We start from the raw sequence: 15009 nt of genomic DNA on the forward strand, positions 1-15009 counted from the left end.
GCGTCATCGCTCCTGTTCGCGGGGGGCCGACCGGGAGAAGCCGGTCGGCGTCTGCCAGAGATGGGTACGCAGGGACGTCCGCATGGCCCGCAGTTGTCCGTCGATGGTGTGCAGGTCCTCGCGGCTGGGGCGCCGCGGCGCCGGCCCGAGCAGGGGCAGCAGCACCTCCACCGCTTCCAGCAGGCACAGCACCGCGTCCCGCTCGGCGGTGACCGGCCCGGCGTGCACCGCCACCGTCAGGCGGCTCAGGTGCCCCAGCAGGTCTGCAGGACCGCCGTCGCGCTGTCCAGTTTCATCCGGGCCTGCTGCCACACCAGGCTCCGCGGCGACTCGAGGACGGCCGCGGCCACCTCCTCCCCGCGGTGCGCCGGCAGGTCGTGCAGGAACACCGCCTGCGGCCAGCGGCTCAGGAAGGCCTCGTCGATGTGGAAGGGCCGGAAGGTCTGGCGCCACAGCGGATCCTCCTTGACGGTTCCGGTGGTCTGCCACCGTGTGGTGTACACGCAGTCGGCGACGTCCGGCAGGTCGTCTCGTTCGTGGGTCTGGCGCACCCGGGCGCCGGCCACGGCGTCCTCCGCCGCCGCGGCCAGGGTCGCGGCGTCGAGGCCGTAGCCCGGCGGGGTGTAGAGGGTCAGCTCGGCGCCCGGGATCCGGGCCAGCGCGTGCGCCAGCGCGGAGGCGGTGTTGTTGCCCTCACCGACGTACACCACCCGGATGCCGTCCAGCGGGCCGAGGTGCCGTCGCAGCGTGGCCAGGTCGCACACCGCCTGGGTGGGGTGCTCCTCCCGGGCCATCGCGTTGATCAGCGGCAGGTTTCCGGCGTCGCGCATCCGGGCCAACTCGGCGACGCTGCGGGTGCTGCGGATCACCACCCCGTCGAGCATCAGCCCGAGGATCCGCGCGGTGTCCTCGGCGGACTCGCCGGTGTTGGTCTGCAGGCTCTCCGGCCCGTAGGGCAGCACCTGCGCGCCGAGTCGGAGCGCCGCCACGCTGAACGCGGTACGGGTCCGGGTCGAGGTGCGTTCGAAGAGCGTCGCCACCACCGCGCCGGTCAGGCTCGGCGGCACCGCGGCCGGGTCGTCGGCGACCCGGACGGCCGCGTCGACCAGGTCGGTGAGCTGCGCGGCGGTGAGGTCGCGCAGGGAGATGAGGCTGCCCCGACGGCCGGTCATCCGAGGTCCACCGTCGACCCGAGACCGGCGCGGACGGCGTGGCGACGCACCGCCTCGATCAGGGCGACGTCGAGCACGCCCATCCCGAAGGGGTTCACCACGGTGAAGGAATCCGTGCGGACGAGCCGGTGCCGGCCGGTGACCAGGCCGCCGATCGTGCCGTCGATCGCCCGGCCGGTGGCCGAACCGGGGCGGGTGACCCGACCCTGCGCCATCAGCGCGCCGAGCGGGCGCCGGGGATTCTCCGCGACCAGGTCGACGTCGTCGACGTAGAGGGCGCCGGCGGCGAGCAGCGCCTCGACGGTCAGGTCGGCCAGCGACACGTTGACCACCAGGGCGCCGGCGGGTATCCACGCCGGCGGCAGGTAGCCCGCGTCGGCGGTGGTCGTGGCGATCGTCACCTGGCTGGCCGCGACGGCGGTGGCCGCCTCGGCGGTGACGCGTACGTCCAGCTCGGGGCGGAGCCGGCGCAGGCGTTCCGCGAGGCCGTGGGCGGAGGCGCCGACGTGGTCGTGGAGGGTGACCCGGGACAGTCGCGGGAGGGTCTCCAGGAGCAGGGCCGCGTGGGTGCCGCCCTGCGCGCCGCAGCCGAGCACGGTCAGGCTCTCCGCGTCCGTGTGCCCGGTGAGGTCCACGGCGAGGGCGGAGACGGCAGCGGTGCGTACGGCGCTGACGATCCCGACCTCCACGACGGCCATTATCCGGGCGGTCTCCGGGTCGAAGCAGAGTCCCACGCCGCCGGCGCGTTCCAGCCCGACCTCCGGATTGGAGATGCTGGCGTTGATGATCTTCATGCCGTAGGCGCCCGGCACCGCGCCGGGCATCCCGATGGACCGGGTGTACGCGCCGCGGCTGTTGTCCCAGCGCAGGTACGCCTCGCCGGGCAGCACGCACCGCCCCGCGTCGTGGTCGGCGAGGGTACGCCGGACCAGCGCCACCACGTCCAGCGCGTCGAGGCAGCGCAGGACGTCCGCGCGGGACAGCACCGCGACACTGCCCGGCCCGCGGAGCCCGGGCAGCCCGGCCGTGAACCATCGGTCGACGGAGGTGGTCACAGAAGTCCCTCCTCGTGGAAGGCGTCGAGCCCCTCGGGCAGGTCGAGGACCCCGCAGGAGCGGAACAGTCGGACGGACTGGACGGCCTGGTCGCGCGTGGTCCGACGCACCGACTCCGGTGGGTAGACGTCGCGGACCACGTCCTCGACCTGCGTGGGGGTGAGCCCGGCGGCGGCGAGGTTGGCCCGGGCGGGCCGCAGGTCCGGCCGCAGGCTGTGGCCGATCAGCCGGGGCAGACAACGCGCGGTCTCCCGGCGGGCGGCCGGGTCGAGCCCGGACCACACCTCGCGGAACAGGTGCGAGAAGAAGACGTGGTGCCTCCCCTCGTCCCGGGCGTGGTCGCGGACCGTCTCGCGGACCAGCCCGACCACGTCCGGGTCGTTCGGCAGCTCCGCCAGCAGCGTCGTCACCAGCGTCTCGAAGACGACGACCTGGAGCAGTTGCGGCAGCGTCCCACGGTGCGGCATCGCGCCGGAGGAGATGTCGTCGAGGCGGTTCAGGAACGGGGTGAAGTCGTACGGCAGCGCCTCGACCCGGCTCGCGGACTCCAACTGCCGCACCACGTCGAACGAGTAGAGCGCGTGGTACGCCTCGTCACAGTAGATCTTGAACGCGTCAAGCCGCACGTCCCGGCGCAACGGCGCGTCCACCCGGCCGTTCGCGAGCATCTCCGCGGCCCGGTTGACCACCCTCGTCTCGAAGTGGGCGGTGAACGCGAAGTAGTGGTAGGCGTGCCGGGCCACCAACGCGGTCCGGGCCTCGTCGGCCAGGCCGGCCAGCAGCTCGTGGTCGAGGTAGGGGATCAACCTGGCCGGGAAGAGCACCTGGCCGCCGCCCATCTCGTCGGCCAGCACCCGGCGCGGATCCACCCGCACGCCCGCCCGGTCGAACCAGTCCCGCAGCGGATCGGCGTTCATACGGTGCTCCATTCCACCGGACCGCGGACGACAGCCGGCGGGTCCGTCCGGAACCCGTGCGCCGCCCGCCAGTGCGGGGAGTACACCGTGTCCAGGTAGTTGCCGGCGCCGTCGGCGCAGACGCAGACGACGTCGGTCAGCCGGTCCCGCTCGATCAGCCGCAGGGCCGCCGCGACCAGCGCGCCCGAGCTGGCGCCCACCCCGATGCCGGTCTGCTCCAACAGCCAGACAGCGGCGGCGACCGCCTCGGCGGGACGGACCCGTTCGACCGGTCCGTCGGCCGCCGAGACGAAGCCGGAGCACTTGCTGGAGCCGATCCCGGACAACAGACGCGGACCGTCGGTGTGCCCCACCGCGTGCGAGCCCGGCACGTCGACCCCGACGACCGTCCACTTCGTGGCGCGGGCGGCGTAGCTGCGCAGGCCGGACAGCGTGCCGCCGGTGGAGACGGCGGCCAGGACGACGGTGTCGGCGGGAACCTGCCGGGCCAGCTCCGGCGCGGTGCCCCACTCGTGCGCGGCCGGGTTGGCGGGATTCTCGTACTGGTTGGTCCAGCGCAGGGTGGGCCGCTCGGCGAGCATCCGGTCGACCAACGCGAGGCGGCTGAGCAGGTAGCCGCCCCGACCGTCCTCGTCGGTGGCCACCACCACCGAGGCGCCGAAGCGCCGCATCTCGCGTACCGCGTAGGCCGGGGTGCGCGGGTCGACGACCGCCGTGAACGGCACGTGCGCGGCGGACGACAGCGCGGCCAGGGCCACCCCGAGGTTGCCCGACGTGGACTCGATGATGCCGGTGACCGGGTCGACCTGGCCGGCCAGGGAACCGAACAGGGCGACGGCGGTGCGGTCCTTGATCGATCCGCACGGGTTGAACGACTCGAGTTTGAGCCGCAGCGTCCCCTCCCGGCCGCCGGCCGTGACCGGCACGGAGACCACTGGGGTGTCGCCCACCAGGAGCGGGATCAGTCCGGGCCGTGGGGTCGGGACGGCGAGGTCGGGACCGGTCATCGGGTCACCGTGCCCCGACGGGCTCGGGGGCGTCCGGGTCCGGCGTCCCGGCCGCCCGACGGCGCCGGGCGTGGACCGCGTACGCCACCAGAACCCCCACCAGCAGCGGCACCCCGCTGAGCATCGGCAGGCCGAACGTGTCGCTGAACGCCATGGACACGAGCACCGCGGCCAGCACGACCATGGCCAGCACCACGGCCACGGTCAGTCCGCGGTCCGCCGGACGTTCCGCGCGCCGGTAGGCGAGGTAGGTGGCGAGGATGAGGATCCAGGTCAGCAGCGCGCCCGACAGCGAGAAGCCGATCAGCGCCAGGAACGCCCGCTCGGGGGCGACCGCCGCGAGCAGGGCCGCCAGCAGCAGCCCGGCCCCGGAGACCAGCAGCGCGGGCAGCGGCACGCCGCGCCTGTCGACCCGGCCGAACAGCCGTGGCGCCTGGCCGCTGCCGGCCAGTCCGTGCAGCGTGCGGCTGGCGACGTAGACGTTGGTGTTCATGGCGGACAGCGCCGCGGTCAGCACCACCGCGTTCATCACGTGCACCGCGGCCGGGACCCCGGCGATGTCGAACAGTCGGACGAACGGGCTGGCGTCCACCGAACCACCGGCCGCCGCCTCGTTCCAGGGCACGAGCGAGACGACGACCGCGGTGCCGAGGACGTAGAACAGCAGCAGCCGCAGCACCACACCGCGGGTGGCGGCGACCAGGTCCCGGCCGCCGGCGCGCGCCTCGCCGGCGGCCACGGCGAGCGCCTCGGTGCCCATGTAGCTGAAGGTCACCAGCACCATGGCGAGCCAGATGCCGCCCACGCCGTGCGGCGCGAACCCGCCGTGGTCGGTCCAGGCCGACAGCCCGGTCGCCGACCGGCCGCCGAGACCGACGAAGATGGCGACGGCGCCCAGGCCGACGAAGACCACGATCGTGATCACCTTGATCATCGCGAGCCAGTACTCGAACTCGCCGAACACGCCGACGGTGAACGAGTTGACCACCAGCACCAGCGTCGCGAAGAGCACCGCGGGCACCCACAGCGGCAGCCCCGGCCACCACAGCTTCAGGTAGATGCCGACCGCCAGCGCCTCGCTGCCGATGTTGACGACCCCGGCGATCCAGTACCACCAGCGCTGCGCGAACGCGGGGCCCGGGCCCAGGTAGCGCTCGGCCATGCCACCGAACCCGCCCGCGTCGGGATGCGCGGCGATCATGCGGGTGAGCGCGTACGCGAGGGTCACCGCGACGGCGCCCCCGATGGCGTAGGCGACGGTGACCGCCGGGCCGGCGGTCGAGATCGCCTGACCCGAGCCGAGGAAGAGGCCGGTGCCGATCGCGCCGCCGAGGCCGATCATCCTCAACTGCCGCCCGGAGAGCTCCCGCCGCAACGATGCGCCACCGGAGGTCGACTGTGCGGTCATGGCCTAGTGCTCGACAGTCGGCAGCAGGGGGCGACGGCCGGCGGTGGCCACGCCGGCGCCGACCGGGTCACGTTCCAGCGGCGAGAAGTCGTACCTGTCGAGCGGATCCCGCTTGAGGTCGACGATCCGCGAGTTGGCGTCCTGAACCCGGGCCAGGACCTGCGGGCTCACCAGACGCAACGCGATGCTGTCGGCGACCGGTACGCCCTTGTCGGTCAGCCGGATGGCGTCGTCGTCGATCCGGATCAGGTCGTGCTCCCGGTACGGCGCCAGCTCGGCGGCGAAGTGCTCGGCGGGGTCGACGCCGTAGCGGCTGCGGAAGTCGTCGCGCCCGACGCCGCGTGAGCGCAGGTTGAACATGACCGCCCGGCGCATCCGCTCGTCGGTCGACAGGTGCACGCCGTGCCAGACCGAGGGGCGACCCGCCTCGACCCGCTGCATGTAGCCGTCCATGGTGCAGTCGTTGTAGTACTGCGTGTTCCCGACGTAGCCGAACCCGGAGACGCCGAACGGCAGCAGGTTGGTGTCCTCGATGGAGTCGTACTTGTTCTCCTGCTGGCGGGAGTGGGTGGCCGCCTTCGAGTAGTAGAAGAGCGGACCGCGCCGGAAGCCGAGCCGCCGGGTCAACGCCTCGGTCATGAAGTGCATGCGCAGCCGCTGCCGCAGGTCGGGGAAGATCCCCGGCTCGTTGCGGTAGTGCGCCGAGATCGGGTCGGCCTGCTTGAACATCAGCGGGAAGATGTTGAACTTGTCGACGCCGTACCCGATCAGGCTGGTCAGCGTGGTGTACCAGTTCTCCTCGGTCTGGTACGGCAGCCCGAAGATCAGGTCGACCGAGTGGTTGTCCAGGCCCCGCTCGTGCAGCAGGTCGAGCAGCCGGTAGACGTGCGACGCCTCATGCCCACGGTTGAGCTTGCGCAGCACCCGGTCGTCCATGGACTGCACGCCGAAGACCCACCGGTTCACCCCGGCGTCGCGCAGCGCGTCGAGCCGGTCGGTGTAGTCGGGGGCGTCGATGACCGACGGGTGAAGCTCGAAGGTGATCTCGGCGGCGCCCGGGATGTCGATGTGCTGCCGCAACCGGGCGAAGAGCGCCGTGATCTGCGCGGCGGACAGGTAGGACGGGGTGCCGCCGCCGAAGTAGACCGTTTCCGCGGTGACCCGGTGCGGGAGCATGCCGGTCACGATCTCGAGCTCACGGTGCAGCGCGGCGAGGTACCGGGTCACCCGGGGCGAGTCCGGTCGGATCTCCTTGGCGAAGTGGCAGAACGTGCAGCGCTGTTCGCAGAACGGCAGGTGCAGGTAGATGTTCGCGTTCCGGGTCAGACCGGTGAAGGTTTCGGCCGGGGTGATCTCCCCCATTGCCTTGAGCGGCGGGTAGGTGCCGACCAGATAATAGTTTTCGATCGGTTGCAGAATGCCGATGTCGGCAAGCTGGTCGACCGGCATCGCGGCCAGGCTGCGCTGAGCTTCCGCGCGGATTTCCGAAAAGGGCGGAAAGGATTGGGACATGGGTGAGCCTCCTGTTGTCCCGGACGGGCGGAACGGCATGTGTGGCGGCTTCGGTCATGCGGTGGCCGCCACCGCGATGTGGTGGCCGTACCTGCGAGAGAGCAGGAAGAAGCTGTCGCCACGGCGACAGCCCAGGGCGACGTCAACAGGTTGGCAGATAACTCAGGTCTGCCGAATGGCGTGGCTCATGCGCGAGAACTCCCCGTGTCAGCGCTGCGTCGAGTTACCGCGAAGACCTCGCGGCTCACTCCGGTGGCCGGGAAATAGTTAACCCCCGCCCCTCGGGTGGTGTCAACGGAACTTCCATGATCCTTTGTCGGCATTGCCTCGCGCCACTGACACTTCCCCATCCAACATACAAGTCGGACATTGTCCGGATACTCTTGCACCGGACCGGTAGTGTCGGCGACATGACACATTCCCGCGATGCGGTACCGACGCCGATGCGCATTCTCGACCGGGCCGGGGCCACCTATGCGGTGGCCACGCATCGGGCCATCCGCACCAGCGACGACGTGGCGACGTTGCTCGACTTCCCGGTGACGCGATCGGTGAAGACCCTGGCCTTCCAGGGCCCCCCGGACACCGTGGTGCTGGCGGTGCTGCCCGGGCCGGCCCGGCTCGACTACCGAGGGCTCGCGGAAGCCGTCGGCACCGCACGGTCGCGGCTGCGCCCCGCCGACCCGGCCGTGCTCGACGCGCTCGACATGGAGCCGGGCGGCGCCAGCCCGCTCACCGACGCCGACGGCGTGATCACCGTCTTCGACGTCGCGGTCGCGGGCATGGGCCCCGTCTACTGCGGCAGCGGCCGCAACGACCGCACCCTCCAGGTCGACGGTCGCGACCTGCTCCGGCTCGCCCGCAACCCCCGGGAGGCGCCCATCACCCGCGCCGCGGACTGACGCTCACCCGGGCCGGGCGAGGGCTGTCCGCCGGGCCATCGCGCCGCGCAGCGCGAAGGCCGCGGCAGCCGCCGCGAGGCCGGCCACGGCACCGGCCACCCAGAGCGTGGTCGGCCCGGCCGCCGCCAGCACCGTGGTGCCGGTGAGCGGCCCGACCAGGCTGGAAGCGCCGTACGCCATGCCGAACAGACCGCTGTAGCGCCCCTCCGACCCCGGCGGGGCGAGCTCGGTCACCAGGGTCGGCCCGACCGTGGCCACGCCGATCTCCCCGATCGTCCAGATCAGCACCGCCAACGCGTAGCCGGGTACGGTCCGCGCGGCGGCCAGCAGCCCGAAGCCCAGTCCGGTGACGGCCAGGCTGCCGGCGTAGACGGTCGGCCGCGGCCAGTCGGCCAGCCGTCCGGCGAGCAGCGGCTGGAGCACCAGGATCACGATCGGGTTCACCGCGATGACCAGCCCGTACGCCGTGGGCGGCAGCCCCTGGTCGAGCATGGTCAGCGGCATCGTCACGTACGCCTGCACGAGCAGCACCGCGAACACCAGGAAGGTGCCGGTCACCGCCCACAACAGGGCGTCGGAGCCCGGGCTCGCCGGGCCGCCCCGGCCGCCGTCGTGGGCGGGCCGCCGCCGGTCGGGCGGCAGGAGTCGCACCGCGACCAGCGCGAAGATCACGCAGCTCGCGGCGTCGACGGCGAACAGCAGCACGAAGCCGCGCGCCGCCATCAGGCCGCCGGCCAGCCCGGCCACCGCGCTGCCCAGGTTGACCGCCCAGAAGATCAGGCCGAAGGCGCGCGCCCGGTGCTCGCCGGGGACCGTGGCGACGACGAGCGCGGCGAGGGCCGGCCGGTAGAGGTCCACGGTGAGGCCGTAGAGCACCACGGCGCCGACCAGCACGGGCAGGGTGCCGGCCCAGGGGATCAGCATCGCCGTCACCGCGGTGGCCAGCAGGCCGGCGACGAGCGTGCGCCGCCCGCCCCAGCGGTCCGCCAGCCAGCCACCGAGCGGCTGGGACACCACGGCCCCGGCGCCGAAGCTCGCCAGCACCAGGCCGACCGTGCCGGGCGACAGACGCCACTGACCCGACAGGTACAGCGCGAGGAACGGTTGGATCAGGTAGCCGAGCCGGTTCACCAGGCTGCCCGCCCAGAGCACCCAGAAGGCACGCGGCAGCCGGCGCCGCCCGGTGGCGGAGCTGCTCTCCTCGACCAGGTCCGTCATCGCCGCACGGTCACCCGCTCACCGCCGGTGGACTCGAGTTCGCCGATCACCCGGTCGAAGAAGTCGCGCAGCTTGGCGCGCATCGGCGCGAACCCGGCCGGATCGGCGCCGGACACCCCGCGGATGTGGTTGGCCAGCAGGTGGTACGTGTTCGCGCCGACGTCGAGTTTCTTGACCTCGTTGCCGCGACCGAGGCTGAAGACGCCGATGCCCTGGCCCTCGCCCCACCGGAAGATCTCGTAGAACGCCGCGCGGTAGACGTTCTGACCGGGCGTCACCAGGGCGGGGTCGATGCCCTGGGCGAGGATGGTCAGCTCGGTGCCGGTCGGGTCGAGGAAGCAGAGCACGGCCTGGACGGTCGCGCCGTCGGCCCGTGACTGCCGCAGGAAGAGCCGCATGCGGTCGCGCAGCGGCGAGTCCAGGACCAGGTCGAGGGCGGTGGACGACAGGTGGTTGAAGCGGTGTCCGTACTTCGCCAGGTTGAGCGCGTGCAGCCGGTCGAAGTCCTTGAGCGCCGCGGGGTCGGCCGCCGCCCCGGCGCCGTCGAGGACGCGGTGGTCGTACTCGGCGGCCGCGCGGCGCACCAGCCGGCGCAGGTCCCGGTAGCGGGAGTTGCCCAGTTGGGCCCGCAGGTCGTCGTCGACGCCGGCGCGCACCCGGTACTGGGCCTCCATGAACCAGGGCAGATCGAGGAAGCCGTCGCGGGCGAGCGCCGTGGTGTCGTCGGTGGTGCGGATCTGCGGGTAGAGCAACCAGTCCGCGCCGGCCTGCCGGGCGCGCTCCCGATCGGTCCGCCGGCGTTCGTCACCGGGCGCCGGGATGTGCATCTCGTAGAAGTGTCCGGCCGGCACGAAAGCCTTGCCGAGATTGCAGTCGTCGTCCTGCATCCCGACATCGGCGGTCACGGCCCACCAGTGAATTATCTTGCGCAGCGGCACCGCCGGCTCGGCAACGCCGTACATTCTGCAGAACATTTCCTGGAAAGCCGACCCGGCCGTTTCCCACATGGTCAGAGAACCCTTTCTCCGTACACTTTCCACGGAGCCCCCGCCGCGCGCTCCGCGTCCATGATGTCAAACCACCCTCCGACCCGCGCCCCCGCACGGAGGGTGTTTCATCCATTTCTACGGCTTTTTAGCTCACCGGTTGGGGTTTGCCGATCACGCTGGTGGACCTTCCCGGGCCACGACTTCGAGCGTGCTGAACTGGCGAAACCGCCGTTGCATAGATCAACGACTAACTGCTGCCCGCCTGTCGGGTGGACGCCGCTGCCGTCGCGTGTCAGGATGGGCGAGCCGTCGCGGCGTTGACCGGAGTGGGACACGACGAGGTTCCCCACGGTTTCGCAGAGCCAGATTACTCGTTCTGGCGGCCAGCCCTGCCGCCGAACGCGACAGTCACCACGGGGAGGGCGTCATCGTCATTCGACGTGTCCGCGGAATCCGGTACGACGAGGTGCAGGCCTACCAGCCGGCGGCCCGGGATGTCATCACGCAGGCCGAGGTCGACGCCGCCGTCGAACACATCACCAGGGAGCCGGGCGCCGAGTGCCTGCGCGTCGTGGTCTTCGGCGCCGCCGAGCTGGCGCCCGAGGGCGAACGGTCGCTGCGGGCCCTGACCGCCGGCCCCCAGTACCCGGCCACCGGCCGGCCCGGCATCGAGGTCACCGCGATCGTTCCGCTGCCCGGTGCGGAGGTGGAGGTGGTCGCGCTCGACGCCGGCACCCGCCTGGTCCGCACCCACGAGGACGGGGCCGAGGTCCGACGGCTGGTGCACGTCGCCGCGCCCGGTCGCGACGGGTCCACCTTCGAGCAGGCAATGGCGGCGCTGCGCGGACTGGAGGCGGTGCTGTCGCGGGCCGGCATGGCTCCCGACCACATCGACCGGACCTGGTATTTCCTCGCCGACATCGAGGAGACCTACGGCGACCTGAACAAGGCCCGGGACGCCACGTTCGACAGGTGGAAACTCACCACCTACCCGGCGAGCACCGGCATCGGCGCCGGGCTGCCCCCCGGCCAGGCGCTGGCCGTGATGGCCGAGGCGGTCGCGCGGGACGGCGTGGCGGCGGCGACGCCGTTCGGCACCGACCTGCAGTGCGCGCCCTACGACTACGGTCCCCGCTTCGTGCGCGCCAACCGGTCGCGTCGCAACGGTTGCCAGGTGGTGCACGTCTCCGGGATCTCCAGCATCGACAAGCAGGGCGTCTCCCTGCCGCAGCACGACGTGCGGGCCGCCGTGGACTACGCGATGGCCAGCTTCACCGACCTGCTGGCCGGCGCCGACCTCTCCCCCGCGGATCTGGTGAGCTGCTACGTCTACTGCAAGGACGCGGAGGCGCGGAGCGCGTTCGAGGCACACTGCTCGGACGCCGGCCTCACCCTGCCGCACCTGTTGAACACCGTGGACGTCTGCCGCCCGGAACTGCGCTTCGAGATCGAGGGCCGGGCCGTGCGGCGGGAACCCGCATGAGCCCCCGCGTCGTCGTGCTGGACAACTTCGACTCGTTCACCTACAACCTGGTGCAGTACCTCGCGGTCGCCGGCGCGCGACCGACGGTCCTGCGCAACACCGCGGAGCTCACCGAGATCGCCGCGCGGCACCCCACCCATCTGGTGCTGTCGCCCGGTCCGGGCTCCGTCGAGAATCCCGGTTCCTACGGCGTCTGTCTCGCCGCCCTCGCCCACTACACCGGTCGGATCCCGGTGCTGGGCGTCTGTCTCGGGCACCAGGCCATCGGCCGGTTCTACGGGGCGCGCACCACGCGACTCGCGACCGTGCGGCACGGCCACGTGTCGACGATCCGGCTGCGCCGAACCAGCCGGCTCTTCGCCGGGGTGCCCACTGGCTTCCCCGCCATGCGTTACCACAGCCTGGCGATCGCCCCGGCCACCCTGCCGGCCGACCTGAGGATCGTCGCCAGCGCCGACGACGACGAGTGCGTGATGGCCGTCGAGCACGCCAGGCAGCCGGTGTACGGCGTCCAGTTCCATCCGGAGTCGATCGGCACGCCGGCCGGGCAACTGATCATCGAGAACTTCCTGTCCGTGACAGGTTCGAGGAGCGACAGTGGCTGAGGAATTCATCTTCGATCTGACAGACGCCGGCCGGTCGGAGGTCGTCGACCAGCTCATCGAGGCCGCCGAACACATTCCGGGGCTGGTGTTCACCTATCCGCCGATCTCCCTCTGGGAGCCGCGGGACGCCACCGCCTCGGACCCGGACACGCTCTGGGCCGGCAGCGACACGTTCTCGCACAACCTCTACATCCACATTCCGTTCTGCCGCCAGAAGTGCAGCTTCTGCTACTACAGCGTGGCGGTCGTGCAGAACGACACCCAGGTCATCTGGGACTACCTGCACTGCCTCGAGAAGGAGGCGCTGCAGTACCTGCCGATGATGCGGACCAAGAAGATCGAGACGGTGTTCATCGGGGGCGGCACGCCCAGCCGGCTCAACCCCGAGCAGATCGACTTCCTCTTCGAGCGGGTCATCCGACGCTTCGACCTGTCCGAGTGCCGCGAGATCACCTACGAGTGCTCGCCGGACTCGGCCACCGAGGACCGCATCGCGACCATGGCGGCCAACGGGACGAACCGGCTCTCCATGGGGGTGCAGTCGCTCGACCCGGAGATCCTGCGCAAGTCGCGCCGCGCCGACACCCCGTCCAGTGTGGTGCGCACCTATTACCACATGGCCGACAGCGGGGTGCCCAACGTCAACATCGACCTCATCGCCGGCATCGAGCGCGAGGCGTTCGACAACATGCAGCGGACCATGGACGCGGTCACCGCGCTGGAGCCGATGCCCACCCAGATCACCCTCTTCACGCTCTCGGTGCGCAAGGGCGCGATCAACGACACCACGCTGCGCGAGGAGGACCACGCCAAGCTCTTCCGGCGCAGTCTCGCCCTGTTCCGGTACGCCAAGCGCCGGATGACGGCGAACGGCTACTGGCAGTACTCCCGCAACCTCTTCCCGCGCGACAACTGGATCTTCCACTACCAGGACAACCACTGGGGCAACAACGGCTACGTCCTCGGGCTCGGCGCCAGCTCCTACAGCCACTCGCACGGCTACACGTACGGCAACGCGTTCACCTTCCGCGAGTACATGCGCCGGATCCAGGCGGGCGGGTCGGCGGTGGAGAAGGCCTTCCCGCTCTCGGAGGACGAGTCACTGCGCCGGCACCTGGTGCTGGCGATGAAGCACCGCGAGCTGGACGTCGCGCGGTTCAACTCATTCTATCCGGCGGGCTCCGAGCCGCTTCGGCAGTTCCGGCCGGTCTTCGACGCGCTCGCCGCGCTGGGCGTCGTCACGGTGGAGGACGGGCGGATCGCGTACACGGAGGACTATGCCGACCTCAGCGACCGCTACACCCGGTTGTTCTACTCCAGCGGCGTCAGCGAGGCGGTCCGGCGCGGCGTCGGGCAGCTCACCGGCGCCGGCAGCAACGCCTTCAACTTCACGCTCTAGGGCGTCGATGTCGGCGCCCACGTCCACCGCCACGACCGCCCGCGTCTCCTTCGGCGGCGACCCGCACGATCTCGTCGAGCCGCTGACGGAGCGGTTCGGATCGCTGTTCTGCTATCGCCTGCCCGGGCGGGAGCAGCGCACCCTGTTCGCGTCGCTGTCGGACGTGTGGCGGGTCACGGCCGACGGGATCGAGCGGGACGGCGAACGCTTCGACGGCGACGTCGCCGCCCTGCTCGACCAACTGCTGGCCGAGGCGAGGCGTGGTCCGGGCCCCGACGTCGCGTTCGCGTTCTCCTACGACCTGTCGCTGCGGCTGCGGGCCGAGGCCGGCATCCCGGGCGGTCCGCCACCGGCCACGGCCCCCGGGCGGCTGCTCGGCTTCGCCGGGCCGCTGCGGCGCGCAGTGGTCCACGACCCGGCCACCGGCACCCTGAGCTGCGCCGCGGAGGACCGGGCGGACGTGGTGGCGGCCTGCGCCCGGGCCACCGCCCGGACCGCGCCGCCGCTCACCGCGCCGCTGACCGAGGTCGTCGTCGACATCGACCCGGTCCGGTACGCGGGGCAGCTCGCCCGGGCCCGCGAACACCTGCTGGCCGGCGACGTCTACCAGGTCGTCCTCTCGGTGCCGGTCCGGGTACGCCCCCGCACCTCGCTGCCGCGCTACTACGCCGACGTGGCTGCCCGGTACGCGACGGCCGACTACTCCTACTGGTTCGACCTGGCCGGGACCCGGGTGTTCGGCAACTGTTCCCTGCCGCACGTGCTGGCGCGCGACGGCCGGGTGAGCAGCCGGGTCTTCGCCGGCACCCAGCCGGCCGCGCGGACCGACCGGGAGCGACAGGATCGGGGCGCGCTGCTGCGCGGCGACCCGAAGTACTTCGCCGAGCACATCATGCTCGTCGACCTCGAACGCAACGACCTCGGCTCGTACTGCGAGCCCGGAACCGTGGTGGTCGACCGGTTGTGCGATCCGTTGGTGATCGGACCCACCACGTATCTGGCCAGCGACGTCTCCGGCCGGTACGACCCGGTGCACGGGCTCGGCCGGGTCCTGCTGGCCAGTTTCCCGCGCGGGGTCGTGGTCGGCGCGCCCAAGCTGCGCGCCCAGGAGGTGCTGGCCGAGATCGAGGGCGAGCCGCGTGGGTTCTTCGCCGGCGCGGTGGGGCTCTACGACGCGGCCGGCGACGCGTTGACCTCCAACACGATCGTCACCTGCGCCGAGCAGGACGGGCCGGACGTCCTGCTGCGCTGCGGCGGCGGCGTGGTGGCCGGCTCGGAGGTCGCCCAGGAGCTGGCGGAGTTGGAACTCAAGCTGCGGTATCTGCGATAGCGGGGTGAGTTG

At 71.7% G+C, this 15009-nt stretch carries 14 protein-coding genes; 5 read left to right on the forward strand and 9 right to left on the reverse strand.

Annotated elements, in window-relative coordinates:
• Positions 1-3 precede the first annotated feature (3 nt).
• Genes ACLQ2W_RS14665 through ACLQ2W_RS14695 form a run of 7 tightly spaced genes read right to left on the reverse strand, consistent with a single transcriptional unit; the run spans position 4 to position 7008 of the window.
• Positions 4-234, reverse strand: a complete 231-nt coding sequence (locus ACLQ2W_RS14665) for a hypothetical protein (protein WP_425786879.1) — start codon at positions 232-234, stop codon at positions 4-6.
• Between the two features lie 11 nt (positions 235-245).
• Positions 246-1172: an ornithine carbamoyltransferase gene (locus tag ACLQ2W_RS14670; protein WP_425786881.1), complete on the reverse strand. Its 927-nt coding sequence runs from the start codon at positions 1170-1172 to the stop codon at positions 246-248.
• Positions 1169-2227 carry a hypothetical protein gene (locus ACLQ2W_RS14675; RefSeq protein ID WP_425786882.1) on the reverse strand — a complete coding sequence of 353 codons (1059 nt, stop codon included), beginning with the start codon at positions 2225-2227 and terminating at the stop codon, positions 1169-1171. Before ACLQ2W_RS14675 ends, ACLQ2W_RS14670 begins: the two co-directional genes overlap by 4 nt.
• Positions 2224-3144, reverse strand: coding sequence for a diiron oxygenase (locus tag ACLQ2W_RS14680; RefSeq protein ID WP_425786883.1), 921 nt, complete (start codon positions 3142-3144; stop codon positions 2224-2226). The genes ACLQ2W_RS14675 and ACLQ2W_RS14680 overlap by 4 nt, the downstream gene beginning before the upstream one ends.
• Complete coding sequence (locus tag ACLQ2W_RS14685; protein WP_425786884.1) at positions 3141-4151, reverse strand: pyridoxal-phosphate dependent enzyme; 1011 nt, start codon at positions 4149-4151, stop codon at positions 3141-3143. The genes ACLQ2W_RS14680 and ACLQ2W_RS14685 overlap by 4 nt, the downstream gene beginning before the upstream one ends.
• A gap of 4 nt (positions 4152-4155) precedes the next feature.
• Positions 4156-5559, reverse strand: a complete 1404-nt coding sequence (locus ACLQ2W_RS14690) for an amino acid permease (protein WP_107155085.1) — start codon at positions 5557-5559, stop codon at positions 4156-4158.
• Positions 5560-5562: 3 nt separating this feature from the next.
• Entirely contained in the window at positions 5563-7008 is a 1446-nt protein-coding gene (locus tag ACLQ2W_RS14695; RefSeq protein ID WP_425786885.1) for a coproporphyrinogen-III oxidase family protein, read from the reverse strand.
• Positions 7009-7481: 473 nt separating this feature from the next.
• On the opposite strand from ACLQ2W_RS14695, the gene ACLQ2W_RS14700 reads away from it, so the two are divergent.
• Positions 7482-7973, forward strand: coding sequence for a YbaK/EbsC family protein (locus ACLQ2W_RS14700; RefSeq protein WP_425786886.1), 492 nt, complete (start codon positions 7482-7484; stop codon positions 7971-7973).
• 3 nt (positions 7974-7976) lie between these two features.
• Here ACLQ2W_RS14700 and ACLQ2W_RS14705 read toward each other — a convergent pair whose 3' ends face one another.
• Both ACLQ2W_RS14705 and ACLQ2W_RS14710 read right to left on the reverse strand, forming a co-directional pair.
• On the reverse strand, positions 7977-9191 hold the full coding sequence (locus tag ACLQ2W_RS14705; RefSeq protein WP_425786887.1) for an MDR family MFS transporter: 1215 nt from the start codon (positions 9189-9191) through the stop codon (positions 7977-7979).
• On the reverse strand, positions 9188-10153 hold the full coding sequence (locus tag ACLQ2W_RS14710) for a GNAT family N-acetyltransferase (protein WP_425786888.1): 966 nt from the start codon (positions 10151-10153) through the stop codon (positions 9188-9190). Before ACLQ2W_RS14710 ends, ACLQ2W_RS14705 begins: the two co-directional genes overlap by 4 nt.
• A 493-nt stretch (positions 10154-10646) precedes the next feature.
• On the opposite strand from ACLQ2W_RS14710, the gene ACLQ2W_RS14715 reads away from it, so the two are divergent.
• From ACLQ2W_RS14715 to ACLQ2W_RS14730, 4 genes are read left to right on the forward strand one after another with little or no spacing between them, the layout of a single operon-like run.
• Positions 10647-11663, forward strand: coding sequence for a hypothetical protein (locus tag ACLQ2W_RS14715; RefSeq protein WP_425786889.1), 1017 nt, complete (start codon positions 10647-10649; stop codon positions 11661-11663).
• A complete protein-coding gene (locus tag ACLQ2W_RS14720; RefSeq protein ID WP_425786891.1) occupies positions 11660-12268 on the forward strand; it encodes an anthranilate synthase component II in 609 nt (202 codons plus the stop codon). Before ACLQ2W_RS14715 ends, ACLQ2W_RS14720 begins: the two co-directional genes overlap by 4 nt.
• Positions 12261-13667: a coproporphyrinogen-III oxidase family protein gene (locus tag ACLQ2W_RS14725; RefSeq protein WP_425786892.1), complete on the forward strand. Its 1407-nt coding sequence runs from the start codon at positions 12261-12263 to the stop codon at positions 13665-13667. Before ACLQ2W_RS14720 ends, ACLQ2W_RS14725 begins: the two co-directional genes overlap by 8 nt.
• Positions 13668-13674: 7 nt before the next feature.
• Positions 13675-14997: a chorismate-binding protein gene (locus ACLQ2W_RS14730; protein WP_425786893.1), complete on the forward strand. Its 1323-nt coding sequence runs from the start codon at positions 13675-13677 to the stop codon at positions 14995-14997.
• Positions 14998-15009: the final 12 nt, after the last annotated feature.

This window comes from Micromonospora sp. DT227, from assembly GCF_049841835.1.
Classification (GTDB): Bacteria; Actinomycetota; Actinomycetes; order Mycobacteriales; family Micromonosporaceae; genus Micromonospora.